Origin of the sequence: Klebsiella sp. JB_Kp004 (genome assembly GCF_040065795.1) — a bacterium.
GTDB classification, from domain to species: Bacteria; Pseudomonadota; Gammaproteobacteria; order Enterobacterales; family Enterobacteriaceae; genus Klebsiella; species Klebsiella quasipneumoniae.
The window spans coordinates 152469-168963 of the sequence record NZ_JBEAKW010000047.1 but is presented as its reverse complement, the minus strand read 5'-3'; the positions used below and the strand labels follow the sequence as shown (position 1 = coordinate 168963).

The window sequence follows — 16495 nt, the reverse complement described above, 5'->3', positions numbered from 1 at the left end:
GCCAGGAGGATGTTATGGACTTCAATATTATCGCCGTCACCGCCTGCGTCAGCGGAGTGGCGCACACCTATATGGCTGCCGAACGGCTGGAAAAGGTCGGTCATCATGAAAAATGGCATCTTAAGGTGGAAACTCAGGGCGCGCTCGGCGTTGAAAATCGCATTACCGCAGAAGATATCGCCCGCGCCGAAGTGGTGCTGCTGGTGACGGATATCGAAATTGACGACGCCCAGCGCTTTCGCGGCCTGCGGACGATTAAAACCAGCATCAAGAGCTTCCTGCTGCAGCCGCAGCAGATCGTCGAGGCCGTGAAAAGCATCATGAAAAAGCCGGTCGTCTATGTTGAACTTCCCTGACCGGCGACGGGCCTTACTCTACATCCAGCAACCACTTTTGCGCTGGCGTCAGGCGGCTGGCCGTCTCGGGCGTCAACCAGCGCCGCTGGTCCTGCTGCGGCGTATCCGCGCGATCGATGTATAACCCATGCAGCACACGTCGTCTGGTGCCCTCACGATTACGCGTGCCGCCGTGCCAGGCGTGAGCGTTGTAAATCATCACGCTCCCGGCCGGCGCAGCAAACACGATTTCATCAGGGTGGGCCTGCTCCGGGTCGGCCAGTACCTCTTCCGGGAGCTCTGGACGCAGGTGGGTACCGGGGATAATCCGCGGCGCGCCGTTGGCGGCGCTCAAATCGTCTATCGCCCAGATGGTATTCACCAGGTGGACTTTGGGAAAATCCGGGCGCGGCTTTTTCCAGTCGGCGTGCAGCGGCTGGTGGCCGCCGTTATATAACGCCTCGCGCGCGTTCAGGCTGGAGACTTTAAAATCGCCGTTGAAGATATAGCGGCAGGCGGAGAGGATCAGCGGATGAGCCCAGACTTTCTCCCATATAACCCCCTTATTCACCAGGTTGGCGATCCGCGTCGCGGTCGCTTCCTGATGATGTTCCATCGCCAGATTGTCACCTTCGCGCTCAACCAGGGTATCAATTAGCCGTCGCATTTCGCTCAGCCACTGAGCGTCAACGACGTTATGCACAACGGTGTAGCCGAGGGTGTCGAGCTCGTGTTTCATTTGCGCGCTGAGCGCCAGGCTGGCGCCTAACGCATCGAGAAAGCTAGCTGATGATGAGTTCATGTTGCGTTCCTTTTTAACGTTCCGATAACACAAACAAACTCTACTGGTCCATCCGCGGCATGACAGGAGGCGAGCGCTACGAAAAACTGGACATACGTACGCGAGCCAACAAAGTGTGATGGGCGTCAACAATCACGTTTTCGGCGATGCCGGTGCTGTAGCTGACCGGGAATCCACCGCGCAAAATGGCTTAACAAACGCTGCCGGGGAGGAAAAAATAGATTATCATCAACAGGATAATGCGCATGCTGAGGGCAAAGAATGATTGAAGATCTGCCGGATATACTGCATCGGTTAATCGGTCAAAAAGATCGCTTACAGGTGAGATTTCCTGAGCCGGATATCTCCGTGCCTGCCCTTGCCTTCAACGTACCGTTTCCACGTCTGGAAATTGTGCTGGAGGGTCAGCTTAATGAACAGGGGCTGCCGCTAGCCGCTTCGACGTTAACCGCGCTGCAGGTACTCTACGTGCAGGCGGGAAAGTGGACGCTGCCGCAGTGGACCGGCCCGGCCACTACCTTGAGTATCCTGTTTGGCAGGCAGAAACTGGGATTCAGTATTCAGCGCTGGGACGGGAAAAGCCTGCACACGGAGAAGCAAAGCGTTGCCCGCCTCGGGCCGCGCGTGGGCTCTTACCTGCTGCTGAGCCTGAATGAAGTCAGCCTGCAGCCCGATCCGCTGACCGCCCGGCTGGTGGTCGCCGCGCTACTGAGCCACTGTCGCGAACAGCTGGTTGGGCTGGAAATGCGCGTCAGTCGCAGCCGGGATCTGTTTCTTGCCGTTCAGGACTATCTCGAGGAAAATCTGAGCCTGCCGCTGACGCGGGAATCAGTGGCCAGACGTTTTCACATCACGCCCAACTATCTTTCGCATATTTTTCAGAAATCAGGCTCGGTGGGATTTAACGAATATCTGACCCGGGTGCGTCTTGAAAAGGCAAAACAGTTGCTGCGCGGCTATGACCTGAAGGTGAAAGAGATCGCCCATAACTGCGGCTTTGTCGACAGCAACTATTTTTGCCGGGTCTTCAAACGCTACACCGAGCGTTCGCCGTCCGAGTATCGGCGACACTGCCGCAGCGCGCAGCAGGCCTAACCTGCCGTGTCGGAATATTACGCCCTCTCCACGCGCCCGCGCCCGTTGTGCTTGGCCTTGTACAACGCCTCGTCGACTTTGCGGATAAACGTCTCCTGCGCTTCGCCCGGCCGCCAGGTTCCGACGCCAATGCTGATCGACAGCGGTGTTTGATGATTGATCAGGATGGTGCGGGCATTCTCGAGGATCGCCTGCGCCAGATCGTGCAGCTCAGGCTCCGACAGGCCATCGACGATAATGGCAAACTCTTCCCCACCGATACGCGCCGGCAGGACCTGCTCGCTGGTCAGTTTCGCCAGCTGTTTCCCCAGGGAAAATAACACTTCATCCCCCACCAGGTGGCCCCAGGTATCGTTGATTTTCTTAAAAAAATCGATATCCAGGATCATGAGCCCCAAGGCATGTCCGGACTTTTCGCGAATGGTATCGATAAAAAAGCGGCGGTTGGGCAACTGAGTGAGCTCATCTTTTAGGGATTGCGAGCGCGCGTCAACGTACAGCAGGTTGATGCGCTCAATAATTTTGTAGACGCCCACCACGGTCAGCAGCATCCCGGAGAGGCGCAGCAGATCTTCGCAGTAGTAGCCCATCCAGCGCGGCTGAACCACCATCTCATCCATCACATCGAACGTGCCGCCGGCAATCCACAGCAGCAGCCCATAGCGCACCCAGTTGACGGCAATATGGCTCATCCGCACCTTCGCTGAGCTCCACAGCATAAACACCAGAAACAGCAGCGCCAGCATATCGATATAGAGCCCGGGGTTGGCCAGGATTTCTCGCCACGTGCCGATGGGCGGCGACACCAGCGCACAGCCGACAGCGACGGCGACGATAACCAGCAGCGCAGGCAGTAGAGTACCCCGCGCCAAAGCGGACGGAATGGGGCGTTTCGCAGGAATAAGGCATTCAGGCATAGCGATGTCTCATGGTAACCACAGGGCCGATCGCGGGACAGGATAGCAGTTAAGCGCAGCGGGACGAATGAAAAAGCGACGCGCCGACAAAACGGCGGTGAGGTAGACTGACCCCGCGGAATTGTTCCAACGTACTACCACTCCATGGCGACGAGGTCAGTGGCGCGGATACTATCGGCTAAATCCATCAGCTGATTAGCTTTCCGTGCGGCGCCACCGATAACCGGCGGCGCCTGTCAGAGATTAGCCGCTGAACACTCGCGCCTTGCCGCTGACCGTCAGTCGCACCGTCGCGCCGGGCTGCCACGCCGGCTGGCTTACGGTTCGCAGGACAATCGGCCGATCGTGCCCGGACATCGACAGCGTCAGCGTGGAGAGCTGGCCGGAGAAATCAACATCGCGGATGGTGGCGGTACTTTCCTGCGGCCCGCTCACGCTGACGCTCAGCTGTTCCGGACGCAACATCACCTTACCTTCACCAGCAGGATGCCCTGCGTCTGTCGCCAGGTCGCCCAGCGCGCAGCTGGCCCGCCCGGGGCTCAGCCGTGCGGGGAGGATCAGGGCATCGCCGAGAAACAGCGCCGTCTCTTCATCCACCGGCTGCGCGTAAACCGCCAGCGGGGTCCCCACCTGGGCGAAACGCCCCTGGCGCATCACCGCCACCTGTGTGGCGAACGACAGCGCTTCGGTCTGGTCATGGGTCACCAGAATCGAGGCGATACCGGTCTCCGCCAGCAGATCGGCGGTCGCTTTGCGCGTGCTGGCGCGCAGTCCGGTGTCCAGGGCAGAAAAGGGTTCATCGAGCAGCATCAGCGCCGGCTGCTGGGCCAGGGCGCGAGCCAGAGCCACACGCTGCTGCTGGCCCCCGGAGATCTCATGCGGCCAGTGGCGCGCCAGGCTGTGGTCGAGGGCGACCATCTCCATCAGCGCGCCCACCCGGCGACGTTTTTCCTCGCGGCTGGCGTCCAGTCCCCAGGCGATATTGTCCGCCACATTGAGGTGAGGAAACAGCGCCCCCTCCTGCGGAACGTAGCCGATCCGACGCTGGTGGGCAGGAACAAACACGCCCTCGGCAAACAGCGGCGCGCCGTGCATCACGATCCGCCCGCTGTCGGGCGTTTCGAAACCGGCGAGAATGCGCAGCAGCGTGGTTTTTCCCGAACCCGACGGACCCACTATAGCCGTCCGGCTACCCGGCGCCACCTGAAGATGAATATTATCGAGGACCTGCGCGTCGGCGAAGGATTTCGAAACAGAAGACAATTCCAGCATGTTACAACCCTGCCATTTTTTTCGACTGCATATAGAGAACCGCCGTCAGCGGCAGCGAAATGACGATCATCAACAGCGCGTAGGGCGCCGCCGCCACGTAGTCGATCTCGCTGGTTAACGCCCAGAATCCGGTCGACAACGTGCGGGTGCCTAACGGCGAGAGCAGCAGCGTGGCGGTCAGCTCATTGCTGACGCCGAGGAACACCAGCGCGGCGCCGGCGGCCGCCCCCGGGGCGGCAAGCCGCATGGTGATACTCCACAGGGCGCGGGCCGGGCTGCGTCCGAGACTGCGGGCGACGTTTTCCAGCTCCACCGGCGCCTGGGCGATACCGGCGCGCAGGTTAATCAGCGCCCGCGGCATAAACATCAGCAAATAGGCCAGAAACAGCGTCACTTCGGTCTGGTACACCGGACGGGCATAGTGGATGGTGACGGTGACCAGCGCCAGCGCGGTCACGATGCCGGGCAGCGAGCTGGTGATGTAATTACACCCCTCCAGCAGGCGGAACAGCGGACGCGGATAGCGCACGCCGAGCCAGGCGATGGGGATCGCGCAGACCGTCGTCAGCAGCGCCCCGCCCGCCCCCAGCAGCAGCGTTTGACGCAGGGAATGCCACAGATCGGCATGCAGCCAGTTGTCGATACCGCCCAGCCACAGCCAGCGTCCCAGGACCAGCAACGGCACCCCCATCGCCAGCAACACCAGCAACAGAAGCAGCAGCTGCGCGCCGAAAGCGGCCCCTTTACCCAGCACCAGGCGCTTCTGCTCGCGCGCCGCCCCGGCGCCGATACGCGCATAGCGCGCTTTACCGCGCGAAGCGCTCTCCAGCAGCAGGATCGCCAGACAGCACAGAGCCAGCACGCCCGCCAGCATATTGGCGGCCGGACCGCTGAAGGTCGACTGGAACTGATCGTAAATGGCGGTAGTGAAAGTATCGAAGCGGATCATCACATACAGACCATATTCCGCCAGCAGATGCAGGGCCACCAGCAGCGCACCGCCGCAGATAGCCAGCCGCAGCTGCGGGAGCACCACCCGAAAGAACACTTTCCACGGCGGAGTGCCCAGCGATGCGGCGACATCTTCAAGCGTGGGATCGAGTCGGCGCAGCACGGCCGCTACCGGCATATAGATAAACGGATAGTAGGCCAGCACGGAAAGAAACACCCCGGCGCCCAGGCCATGCAGCGAGGGCGCAGCGCTGACCCACGCGTAGCTCTGAACAAAGGCTGGAATGGCCAGCGGGGCCACCGCCAGCGCCGACCACAACTGCCGCCCGGCCAGCACGGTACGTTCCGTCAGCCAGGCCAGCGTCACGCCAAGCACAATGCTGATGGGGACCGCCAGCACCGTCAGCCACAGGGTATTGCTGAGCAGCTCGCCTACCCGTGGGCGAAAGACCAGCGCTTTGATTGTCGGCCAGCCGGTATCGAATCCGACCGCCACCACAAACCCTAACGGCAACAGCGCCAGCAATGAAAACAGGAGCGCTAAGGCAACCATCGGAAATGCAGGACGCCTGCGCTCGGGCAGGCGTCCTGTTTTCTTTCCGAGCGACAGACTCAGAACAGACATAGCAACATCACTTCCTCAGGATCAGAGCAGGCCAGCCTGCGTCATCAGTTCAATGACCTTTTTACTGTTCAGCGAGGAAGGTTCCACCTTCGGGGCATCCAGATCTTTCAGCGGGGTCAGTTTCGGGTTAGAGGCCGCGTCTACCCCCACCGCATATTCGAAGGCATTATTGGTGCGCAGCGCATCCTGTCCCTGCTTACCGGTGATCCATTTAATAAAGGCCTGCGCCTGCGCTTTATGTTTGCTGGAGGCCAGCACGCCGCCGCCGGAAATGCTGACGAAGGCCCCTGGATCCTGGTGTTTGAAGTAATACAGTTGGGTGTTTTTGCTGTTCTCGCCGGTTTTTGACTGGTCAACGAAGCGATAGTAATGGTAGATCACCCCGCCGTCGATCTGCCCGGCGTTGACCGCTTTCATCACCGTGCTGTTGCCTTTATAGGCGACAAAGTTGGTTTTCATCGCCTTCAGCCAGTCGAGGGTCGCCTGCTCACCCTTCAGCGCCAGCATCGCGCTGACGATAGCCTGGAAATCCGCCCCCGATGGCGAAGCCGCCCAGCGGCCCTTCCACTCCGGTTTTGCCAGATCCATCAGCGACTGCGGCAGCTGCGCCTCGCTGATTTTCGCCGGGTTATAGACGAAGACGGTGCTGCGCGCGGCGATGCCGATCCAGCGACCGTGCTGAGGGCGGTACTGCGCCGGAACCTGCTGCAGGGTAGCCGCATCCAGCGGGGCGAAAAGTTTGGCATTATCAACCAGCACCATCGACGGCGAGTTCTCGGTCAGAAACACATCGGCTGGCGACGCGGCGCCTTCCTGAACCAGCTGATTACCCAGCTCGCTGTCATCACCATTGCGCAGCGTGACTTTAATACCGGTCTCTTTCGTAAATCCATCCACCCACGACTTCACCAGATTTTCGTGTTGGGCGTTGTAGACCACAATCCCGTCCTGACCGTCAGCCGCCATCCCTTGCGGCGCCAGAAACAGAGAAGCGGCAACCAGCGCTGCCGTGCGGAGGGGCGATAAGCGAGATTTCATGAACGCATCCTTAATGAAATAGGGCAATTAATGGTAAATAGCCTGAGCGGAGAGGATTAAATCACAGCAAAAAAAGAATGATAATGAAAACAATTATCATAAACTTAAAAAAGCAAAAAATAGCGCCAGTCTGTTATTAGGGATTAGAAAATGCTTAAAACCATCCGTTCCCGAAATTTAGATTAAGAAAACATTAAGCTGCGATTTTTTTATTGCCTTCGTGACAGAACAGCAGCCTCTGCACGTTATCTTCGGTCTTTGCCGGCGGGTATTGTGATACTGATCATGTTTTTAATATGCGCCGTCATCACGAAAGATATCCTCCTTCTACGATCATTAAAAAGCCTTTACCGTCAGAGGGATGGTTAACTTTATGCACACTCACCCTGGCACGCACGATAAATGAAAGAGATAAAGCGGCGAAACGCATGGATTGCCTTTTCCCTCGCGCTGGTGGTGTTTCTGGCTGGCGTGTTCGTCATTAACTGGCAACTGTGGCATTCCGACCAGGCTGCCCATGTCGCCGCCGCCCGCCAGGCGGCGACGAAAATCGCCGTTATTCTGGATGAGGCCCGCACCGCAACGGTGACGGCGATGAACGTTAGCCGCAGTGGGTGCTCGGAGCAGGGTCAGTTTCAGCTTGGAACGGAGGCCGCCCTGCAGCCGCATCTGCGCACCATTATGCTGATAAAAGAGGGCAAGGTGTGGTGCTCGTCCCTGCCCGGCAACCGGGTCCTGACGCTCAGCCCTGTGTCATTATCTGACGAACCTCTGATGCTGCTCCCGGCCAGAATGATGGTCAATAAGCGTCCGGTGCTGATCTATCAGACGCACTCAGCGCAGATCCGGGTGATTGTCACTATCAGCGACGTCCATCTGCGCGATGCGCTATATAGCGATTCGGATAGCAACGGGCTGGCCCTATGGGTTCAGGATCAAATGATTGCCAGGCATGGCGATGTCCAGCCACAGGCTGCTGATCCAAGCCGGAGCGTTTTTACCTCGCCGGCCTATCCGTTTCGCATTGCCTATCCCGAGTCATCTTTTTTAAGCCCCGGACGCCTGGTGAATAATGGCGCCGGTTTGCTGATTTTTATTTTCTCTGTTTCGCTGCTGTTTTATTTTCTGATGCGTAAATTTCTCAATGTTTACACCTCTGAAGAGGAAAAGTTGCGCTACGCCATCACCCAGGGCTATATCATTCCCTACTACCAGCCTTTGGTGAACGGGAAAACCGGTGAGATATACGGTGTGGAAATACTGGCACGCTGGCAAAACACCACCACGCCCTCGCGTTCACCTGCTGAATTTATACCGCTGGCCGAGCGTACCGGCTTAATTATTCCGCTGACCCGCAGCCTGATGGCGCAGGTAACCGCCCAGATGAGACCGCTCTTTAATAAACTACCGGATGGGTTTCATATCGGCCTCAACATCAGCGCGTCGCATATTAACTCCCCGACGTTTATCGATGATTGTCTGCACTTTCAGCGCGGCTTTGAGGGTAAAGCGGTAAAGCTGATGCTGGAGATCACCGAGCAGGAACCGCTGTTACTCAATGGGGCGGTGGTCGACAAGCTCAACAGGTTACACAACTGCGGGTTTTCCATCGCGCTGGACGACTTTGGTACCGGCTATTCCGGGCTTTCCTATCTGCACGAACTGGTGTTTGATTACATTAAAATCGATCAGAGCTTTGTCGGTCGCGTGACCGGAGAGACGCCGTCAAGCAAGCTGCTGGACTGCGTGATAGAGATGGCCCGAACGCTTTCACTGCGCATCATTGCCGAGGGCGTTGAAACCCAGGCCCAGCTGGATTACCTCAATCGCCAGAATATTCCTCTGCTGCAGGGCTACTTCTTCTGGAAGCCGATGCCCTACGTCGCGCTGGTGATGCTCCTGCTGAGTAAACCGAAGGCACGGATTATCGAAGAATAAGCGGGCGGTCAGTAACCCGGCGGCAATCCTGCCCTGCACACACCTTATCCCTGAGCAAACAGGTTCAGCGCCTCCTGACGGTTCTCTTTAATAGAAAAGATACGATCCATACGGGTAAGCTTGAACAGGTCCTGGATCGTCCCGTTGAGCGAACACAGCACCAGCTCTCCCTGCCCACTGACGCTCTTGAGTATGGATACCAGGGCGCCCAGGCAACTGCTGTCGATAAACTCGACATGGCTCAGATCCAGCAGTACGTTTTTCGTCTCCCCGTCGATGGCCTCGAGGACCTGCTGCTTAAACGCCGAGACAACGGAAGCATCCAGTCGACGCACCAGGGGCACGATAATTTTGACACCCTGCTCAGTATGTAATTCAACGTTCATCTTTATCCTCAATGTTGGCTGACACCTGTCAACGCGACTCAGTTCTGTTCGGCGTGTGCTTTTTTAGCGGGTAATGCCCCAGATATCCCTGGCGTAGCCGCGGATGGTTCTGTCGCTGGAAAACTCCCCCATCCGGCAAATGTTGAGCAAGGCCCGGCGGTGCCAGCGATCCGGTTGTTCAAAATCAGCCATCGCCTGCTGTTGCACCTGACAATAACTGTCGAAATCCAGCAGATGGCAGTAATGATCGGCCCCCGTCAGCATCTGATGCAGCGGCGCAAACCGTTCGCGATCGGCGGTAAACTGCCCGGACACCAGGCTATCGACCACTCGCGCGATAGCCGGATTCTGATGATAGAACGCATGGTGACGCCCGAGGCGTCGGCTCTCTTCAATCTCTTCCGCCACCGCGCCAAACAGATAAAAATTATCGATCCCCACTGCCTCGCGGATTTCGATATTCGCCCCATCATAGGTGCCGATAGTTAACGCGCCGTTCATGGCAAACTTCATATTGCTGGTGCCGGACGCCTCGGTCCCGGCGGTGGAAATTTGCTCAGAGAGATCCGTGGCGGGAATAATTTTTTCCGCCAGCGAGACTTTATAATCTTCGAGGAAAACCACTTTAAGCTGCCCGGCGACCTGCGGGTCACTGTTAATTTTTCGGGCAACGGTATTAATCAACTGAATAATCAGCTTCGCCATCCGGTAGCCCGGCGCCGCTTTACCCGCAAACAAATGGACCTTAGGCGCAATCGTTCTCCCTGCCTCTTTGATCTCCAGGTACAGCGCGATCACGTGAAGAATATTGAGTAACTGTCGTTTGTATTCGTGAATACGTTTGACCTGACAGTCAAACATGGCCAGCGGATCCAGCGGGATGCCGTAGCGTTGCGCCACCAGCTGGCTGAGCGCGGTTTTGTTGGCAAATTTTATGGCCCGGATATTGTCAATAACGGCCGGATCGTCGACCAGGTTTTCCAGACGGGAGAGCTGGGGTAAATCGGTTGGCCACCCCTCCCCCAATTGTTGGTGCAAAAATTCTGCCAGCCCAGGGTTAGCCTGCTGCACCCAACGACGCGGTGTGACGCCGTTGGTCTGATTAATGAATTTCTCCGGGGTGATAAAATAGAAATCAGGCACCAGCTGTTTTTTGACCAATTCTGAGTGCAGCCACGCCACCCCATTCACGCGATGGCTACCGACAATGGCCAGATTAGCCATGCGGATTTGCTTATCATGATGTTCGTCAATTAAAGACAGCGAAGATAACAGATGATTTTTATCCGGCCAGCGCCGGGCCACCGCTTCGAGAAAACGGTGGTTAATCTCAAATATAATCTGCAAATGACGCGGCAGAAGTTTCTCAAACAACGACACCGGCCAGGTCTCCAGCGCTTCCGGCATCAGCGTATGATTGGTGTAGGCGCAGGTATTTTGCGTTATCTCCCACGCCTGCTCCCAGGGCAGTCGGTATTCGTCCACGAGGATCCGCATCAGCTCCACCACCGCCAATGCCGGATGGGTGTCATTAAGCTGAATAGCCACATGCTGCGCCAGCAAAGTAATGTCGTCATTAACCTCAGCGTAGTCACGAAATATATCCCGCAGCGTACAGGCCACCAGAAAATATTCTTGGGTCAGCCGCAGCTCTTTTCCGGTCAGCACCTCATCGGAAGGATAGAGTATTTTTGAAATATTCTCCGAGGCGATTTTTTCACTCACCGCCTTGATATAATCGCCGCGATTAAAAATATGGATATTAAAGGAGTCAGAGGCTACCGCGCTGTAGAGACGCAGCTTGTTGGTGGTCGTATCCCGGTAGCCGGAAACAAAATAGTCATGGGGAATACCAACGATAGTTTTCCAGCCGAGCCACATCGGGTTGTAATTACCATCAATATCTTCGCTGTGCTCGATATACCCCCCCAGCGGGATTAGAATATGCTGGGCGTGATGCTCCACCAGCCATGGGGAATGCATGGAGTGCCAGTCATCAGGATGTTCGATCTGCTGATCGTTTTGAAAGGACTGGCGAAAAAGGCCATATTCGTATTTGATGCCATGCCCGGACGCTGCAATGTCAAGGGTGGCCATCGAGTCGATAAAGCAAGCGGCTAAGCGCCCTAACCCGCCGTTACCCAGCGCGGCGTCAGGCTCCTCGTCAAGGAGGCGTTCAAGATCAAACCCCAGGTCATTGACCACCTGGCGCATCTCCGACAGTAAATTCATATTCACCAGGTTATTACGCAGCGACTGGCCGAGTAAAAACTCCATCGACAGGTAGTAAACTCGCTTTTTTCGCGCTCCGCGCTGCCGCGCCTGGCTCGACAGAAAATGGTCCTGCTGAAAATGACGAATGGCCAGCGCCACCGCGTTAAAAATATCGCCTTGCGTGGCTTTATTTAAGCTGACACACAGCGTGTATTTTAATTGCTCTTCAACCAACGCCCGTAATTCTTTGATATCTTGCGGATTAATGACAGGCATGCTGACCTCACTGGTCTCTTTTCTGCGTAAAACCGTGGCAGGTAAATCATCATTTTTCCAAGTATAGACGAAGTTTTTTTGCGGAAAGTTTTTTATTCCTGAGCATCAATTCGCTTATATCGTGCTTCGGAACAATTAACATTCCTCCTTTTAAACGGATTGGTGGTTTTATTTTCGCCAGCTGATTACGCTGCGGCGCTGACAGAGTCAACGAGATTTCGCATGGCGGGTTTACGAAGTCGAAGGTCAGGATGAAGCGCGGTTGGGATGGTCAAAGGGAAAAGCAAAAAGGGGTTACCTTTCGGTAACCCCTTCTTTTATATGGCGGAAGCGCAGAGATTCGAACTCTGGAACCCTTTCGGGTCGCCGGTTTTCAAGACCGGTGCCTTCAACCGCTCGGCCACACTTCCGGTGTGAGGCGCACTATAAACACCTCGGCGGATGCTGTAAAGCACCATTTTGTTCAACTGCCTTAAAAACAAACAAATCTGTGTTATTCGTCTGAATTTCAGGCAGTTCGCACAGAAAATCAGCGCCCATCGCCGCTCGTGGACGGCAGTTTCTTTATGTACATATCTTTGGTGTAGTAGTACCCCAGCTTGTCCGGCGTGAAGCCGCCCACCCAGGGCTTCACTAAATGGGTACGCACATAGTGATAGACCGGAATGGCGGGAACATCCTGCGCCAGCAGATCTTCCGCCTGCTGATAGTATTTGCCGCGGGTCGCCACGTCGGTGGCTTTCGCCGCGTTGTGCAGCGCCTCATCGTAAGCCGGGTTGCTGTACTGACTGGTGTTCTCGCTATCCCCGGTGCGGAAGGTATTGAGGAAGGAGGCGGCATCGTCGTAGTCGGCAATCCACGCGTAGCGGACGGCGTCAAAATTATGCGTATGCATCGTATCCAGCATCGTCTTCCACTCCTGGTTCTGCAGCTTCACCTCGACGCCGAGGTTTTTCTTCCACATAGAGCTGGCGGCGATGGCGATGCGCTGATGTGACTCGTAGGTGTTATATAGCAGGGTAAAGACCAGTGGGTGCCGCTCATCGTACCCTGCCTGCGCCAGCAGTTTTTTCGCCTCGGCAATCCGCTTCTCGCGCGGCCAGCTGGCATAGTCCGGGTTGTGTAGCGTCACGCCGCCAATATCCGGCTGACTGATCACCCAGGCCGGGCGCTGGCCCTGGCCGAGTACTTTTCCGGCAATGATATCTTTATCAAGCGCCATATTCAGCGCCCGACGCACGCGCGCGTCGTTAAACGGCGGCCGGGTGGTATTGAACTCGTAGTAATAGGTCGCCAGCTGTGGCGAAACGTCCAGCTGGTCGCCCATGGTTTTCTGCAACTGCGCAAACTGATTGATCGGCACCGTGTAAACAATATCGATCTCCCCCGCTTTGTAGCGATTAACATCGGCGGCCTCGGAAGAGACTGGCAGGTAAGTGACTTTATTGATAACCGTGTGCGCATTGTCCCAGTACTTCACATTACGTTCAGCCACCAGCCGTTCATTCACCACCCATTGGGTCAGCTTATAGGGCCCGCTGGTGACGATATGCTCTGGCCGGGTCCATTTATCGGCAAAACGCTCCACCAGCACTTTGTCGATCGGCACCAGCGCGGGGTGCGCCAGCATCGCCAGGAAGGCAGCATTCGGCTGAGTCAGGGTGACCTGCAGCGTGGTGTCGTTTAGGGCTTTCACCCCCAGCGTCTCGGGGCCCTTTTGCCCCAGGGCAATCTCTCGGGCGTTGGTGATATGCATATTGCCGGGGTAGCTTGCATAGGGGGAGGCGGTGGCCGGCGAGACCAGCCGTTGCCAGCTCCAGACGATATCCTGCGCCGTGATGGCCGTGCCGTCGGACCAGGTCAGCCCGGGACGTAAATGGAAGGTCCACAGCTGGTTGTCCTTGTTTTCCCAGCGTTCCGCCAGCCGGGGCTCGACCGCCCCCGCAGGCGATACGCTGACCAGACCTTCGAAGAGATCGCTAATAATATTATTTTCAACGTCGCTCTCGACTTTGTGCGGATCGAGCGAGGCTGGTTCACTGCCGTTATTTCTGACCAGCTCCTGCTTTTCCGCCAGTTGGGTGCCCGGCGGCACCTGCGCCGCCTGCGCCCCGCCGATCATTGCTATCATACTGACTGCCAGCAGCGTTCGCGTGATGTGATTGTTTTGATGTAATGTCATTTCCCTTTGCCTTTAACGTACGGAGTTATTCCCCCTTCCACACTTAGTCGCAGAATTTCAATAAAGCAATATTTTTCAGTAACCTATAAGATTTCGATCGGCTCACCGAAGCGAAACGCGAAAACATATCGCTTTTTCCAATCCATGTAGAATTTTATGCTAGTCAAAAGCGGCAAAAGCTAAGTAAAGATGGGTAAAAGCATTAGGGCTTCACGCTTGTTTTTCTTATTCTTTATACCTAATTACATCTGTCATAAGAGAGTGACTCATGGATCGCATAATTACATCATCGCGTGACCGTTCCTCGCTGCTCAGCACGCACAAGGTTCTGCGTAACACCTACTTCCTGCTCAGCCTGACGCTGGCGTTTTCCGCCATCACCGCTACCGCCAGCACGGTGCTGATGCTTCCTTCCCCGGGGCTGATTTTGACCCTCGTGGGGATGTACGGTCTGATGTTCCTGACCTATAAAACGGCGAATAAGCCCACCGGGATTATTTCCGCCTTCGCCTTCACCGGGTTCCTCGGCTATATCCTTGGACCGATGCTGAACGCGTACCTTTCTGCCGGCATGGGCGATTTGATCGGCCTGGCGCTGGGCGGTACGGCGCTGGTCTTCTTCTGCTGCTCGGCCTACGTGCTGACGACGCGCAAAGATATGTCTTTTCTCGGCGGGATGCTGATGGCCGGCGTGGTCGTGGTGCTGATTGGTATGGTCGCTAACCTGTTCCTGCAGCTGCCGGCGCTGCACCTGGCGATTAGCGCGGTGTTCATCCTGATCTCTTCGGGCGCCATCCTGTTCGAGACCAGCAACATCATCCGCGGTGGTGAAACCAACTACATTCGCGCCACGGTCAGCCTGTATGTCTCGCTGTACAACATCTTTGTCAGCCTGCTGAGCATCCTGGGCTTCGCCAGCCGGGACTAACCGTTCCCCTGCTAACAAAGGCCTCGCTTATGCGGGGCCTTTTTTTTTGCTACACTGCTGCCAGTTTCAGGCGGTATGTGAAAAATTATGTTTATTTTTGAAGGCAACGAAATTGAGACGGATAGCGAAGGCTATCTGAAAGATACCACCCAGTGGAGCGAGGCGATGGCCGACGTCATCGCCGCGCAGGAAGGGATAACGCTCGCCGTTGAGCACTGGGAAGTGGTGCGCTTTGTGCGCGAGTTTTACCTTGAATTCAACACCTCGCCAGCGATCCGCATGCTGGTAAAGGCGATGGCCAACAAGTTTGGCGAAGAGAAAGGCAACAGCCGCTATCTCTATCGCCTGTTTCCGAAAGGCCCCGCCAAACAAGCGACCAAAATCGCCGGTCTGCCGAAGCCGGTGAAGTGCATCTAATAGAGGATCGCGAACTTGTCCCAGCTGCGGGTGGGTTGATGGGGTTCAGTCAACACTCGGTCAACCCGCGCGCTGCGCGGCCCACCGGCTTTCAGCCAGGCGATGAGTTTCTCCACCTGCTCCGCCTCGCCGCAGGCAAGCACTTCCACGCCGCCGTCGTCCAGATTACGGGCATAGCCGGTCAATCCCAGCTGCAGCGCTTCCCGCTGTGTCGAATAGCGAAATCCTACGCCCTGAACCGAACCGTAAACCCATGCCATCGTGCAGATACTGGCCATCATCGTCTCCTTTTCGCTCACCCTTTACGCTGAGGATAGCAAATTCATTCAGCGTACGTGCTTTGGCAGTAAACCATAGTGCTGACGGAAGCGCGCGGTAAAGCGCGATCCCGACTGATATCCGCTGTTCTGCGCAATTTCCCCGATGGGCCGCGAAGTGGTCTGCAGCTGCCCCAGGGCATGGGCCATCCGCACCTCCTCGACAATCTGGCGAAAACTCTGCGATTCCTGCTGCAGCCGACGGCGCAGCGTGGACTCGCCGAGAAAGAGCATTTTCGCTACCCGCGACACGCTCCACGCTTGCGCTGGCGACAGCATGACCAGTTGTCGAACCTGCGCCGACAGATCCTGCTGCCGCTCGACGAGCAGCGGGCCGGCATAACCCGCCTCGTGCAAGGCCAGCAGCAGGCCCATGGTCTGATGCTGCTGCAGAGAGGGGGACAAGCCTTCCCGCACCGCCTGCAGAACGCTTTGCCACATAAACGCCAGCTCAGTCGTCACCGGGGCGCAGAGCGAGGTCAGACGCCCGGGCGGTGGTTCACTGACATAGCGGGTCTTGAACGCCGTCAACAGCTCGGACGTCAGCGACAGCAGATCGGAGCAAAAGAGGCCATTCTCCGGCTGGTTAATCACCTCCAGCTCAACGTCAGCCGGCAAAACAATCAGCTGTTGCGGGGTTGCCAGCACCCGGCTCTCCCCTTGCACAATCACCTTGCTGCCGCGCTTTACCCGACAGAGCGCCGGGGCGAACAGACGCACCCGATGCAGCCTGCATAGCCGTCGGGTGGTGATCTCCGCGGCGGTCAGGGCGTTATGCTGAAAATGAATACTCTCCATCCGA

The 16495-nt window shown here is 56.8% G+C and carries 16 protein-coding genes, 1 tRNA gene and 1 pseudogene; 7 read left to right on the top strand and 11 right to left on the bottom strand.

What is annotated here, in order from left to right:
- Positions 1–14 precede the first annotated feature (14 nt).
- Entirely contained in the window at positions 15–356 is a 342-nt protein-coding gene (locus ABLX76_RS21995) for a PTS fructose-like transporter subunit IIB (protein WP_023289073.1), read from the top strand.
- A 13-nt stretch (positions 357–369) separates the two neighbouring features.
- Here ABLX76_RS21995 and ABLX76_RS21990 read toward each other — a convergent pair whose 3' ends face one another.
- Positions 370–1137: a phytanoyl-CoA dioxygenase family protein gene (locus ABLX76_RS21990; protein WP_086075749.1), complete on the bottom strand. Its 768-nt coding sequence runs from the start codon at positions 1135–1137 to the stop codon at positions 370–372.
- A 115-nt stretch (positions 1138–1252) separates the two neighbouring features.
- Between ABLX76_RS21990 and ABLX76_RS21985 the strand changes: the two genes are divergently transcribed.
- A complete protein-coding gene (locus ABLX76_RS21985) occupies positions 1253–1402 on the top strand; it encodes a hypothetical protein (RefSeq protein WP_158238152.1) in 150 nt (49 codons plus the stop codon).
- On the top strand, positions 1399–2232 hold the full coding sequence (locus ABLX76_RS21980) for an AraC family transcriptional regulator (RefSeq protein ID WP_023289071.1): 834 nt from the start codon (positions 1399–1401) through the stop codon (positions 2230–2232). Before ABLX76_RS21985 ends, ABLX76_RS21980 begins: the two co-directional genes overlap by 4 nt.
- A 17-nt stretch (positions 2233–2249) precedes the next feature.
- Here the strand turns inward: ABLX76_RS21980 and ABLX76_RS21975 are convergent, their stop codons facing one another.
- From ABLX76_RS21975 to ABLX76_RS21960, 4 genes are all read right to left on the bottom strand, one after another.
- A complete protein-coding gene (locus tag ABLX76_RS21975; RefSeq protein ID WP_241516034.1) occupies positions 2250–3149 on the bottom strand; it encodes a GGDEF domain-containing protein in 900 nt (299 codons plus the stop codon).
- A gap of 243 nt (positions 3150–3392) precedes the next feature.
- The gene (locus ABLX76_RS21970) at positions 3393–4421 is read right to left on the bottom strand and encodes an ABC transporter ATP-binding protein (RefSeq protein WP_023289069.1); all 1029 of its coding nucleotides are present in this window, start codon (positions 4419–4421) and stop codon (positions 3393–3395) included.
- Between the two features lies 1 nt (position 4422).
- On the bottom strand, positions 4423–5997 hold the full coding sequence (locus ABLX76_RS21965) for an iron ABC transporter permease (protein WP_168380165.1): 1575 nt from the start codon (positions 5995–5997) through the stop codon (positions 4423–4425).
- Between the two features lie 21 nt (positions 5998–6018).
- Positions 6019–7035 (bottom strand): iron ABC transporter substrate-binding protein, encoded by a 1017-nt coding sequence (locus ABLX76_RS21960; RefSeq protein WP_065881796.1) that lies wholly within the window; start codon positions 7033–7035, stop codon positions 6019–6021.
- A gap of 402 nt (positions 7036–7437) precedes the next feature.
- Between ABLX76_RS21960 and ABLX76_RS21955 the strand changes: the two are divergent.
- Both ABLX76_RS21955 and ABLX76_RS21950 read left to right on the top strand, forming a co-directional pair.
- Positions 7438–8052: pseudogene (locus ABLX76_RS21955) on the top strand (CSS-motif domain-containing protein); the annotation flags it as partial.
- A 111-nt stretch (positions 8053–8163) separates the two neighbouring features.
- Positions 8164–8973 carry an EAL domain-containing protein gene (locus ABLX76_RS21950; protein ID WP_223822591.1) on the top strand — a complete coding sequence of 270 codons (810 nt, stop codon included), beginning with the start codon at positions 8164–8166 and terminating at the stop codon, positions 8971–8973.
- Positions 8974–9017: 44 nt separating this feature from the next.
- Here ABLX76_RS21950 and ABLX76_RS21945 read toward each other — a convergent pair whose 3' ends face one another.
- The 4 genes from ABLX76_RS21945 to ABLX76_RS21930 all read right to left on the bottom strand — a co-directional run bounded on the left by ABLX76_RS21945 (position 9018) and on the right by ABLX76_RS21930 (position 14031).
- The gene (locus ABLX76_RS21945) at positions 9018–9359 is read right to left on the bottom strand and encodes an STAS domain-containing protein (protein ID WP_065881799.1); all 342 of its coding nucleotides are present in this window, start codon (positions 9357–9359) and stop codon (positions 9018–9020) included.
- A 63-nt stretch (positions 9360–9422) separates the two neighbouring features.
- Positions 9423–11849, bottom strand: coding sequence for a glycogen/starch/alpha-glucan phosphorylase (locus ABLX76_RS21940; protein ID WP_065881801.1), 2427 nt, complete (start codon positions 11847–11849; stop codon positions 9423–9425).
- Positions 11850–12171: 322 nt separating this feature from the next.
- Positions 12172–12259: transfer RNA gene (locus ABLX76_RS21935), tRNA-Ser, on the bottom strand.
- 119 nt (positions 12260–12378) lie between these two features.
- Positions 12379–14031 carry an ABC transporter substrate-binding protein gene (locus tag ABLX76_RS21930; RefSeq protein ID WP_086075745.1) on the bottom strand — a complete coding sequence of 551 codons (1653 nt, stop codon included), beginning with the start codon at positions 14029–14031 and terminating at the stop codon, positions 12379–12381.
- A 268-nt stretch (positions 14032–14299) separates the two neighbouring features.
- On the opposite strand from ABLX76_RS21930, the gene yccA reads away from it, so the two are divergent.
- Positions 14300–14959: an FtsH protease modulator YccA gene (gene yccA / locus ABLX76_RS21925; protein ID WP_002898458.1), complete on the top strand. Its 660-nt coding sequence runs from the start codon at positions 14300–14302 to the stop codon at positions 14957–14959.
- Between the two features lie 87 nt (positions 14960–15046).
- Complete coding sequence (gene tusE / locus ABLX76_RS21920) at positions 15047–15376, top strand: sulfurtransferase TusE (protein WP_004201447.1); 330 nt, start codon at positions 15047–15049, stop codon at positions 15374–15376.
- Here tusE and yccX read toward each other — a convergent pair.
- Entirely contained in the window at positions 15373–15654 is a 282-nt protein-coding gene (gene yccX / locus ABLX76_RS21915) for an acylphosphatase (RefSeq protein WP_004201446.1), read from the bottom strand. The genes tusE and yccX overlap by 4 nt on opposite strands.
- 48 nt (positions 15655–15702) lie before the next feature.
- Entirely contained in the window at positions 15703–16491 is a 789-nt protein-coding gene (locus ABLX76_RS21910; RefSeq protein WP_065881808.1) for a helix-turn-helix transcriptional regulator, read from the bottom strand.
- Positions 16492–16495 lie beyond the last annotated feature (4 nt).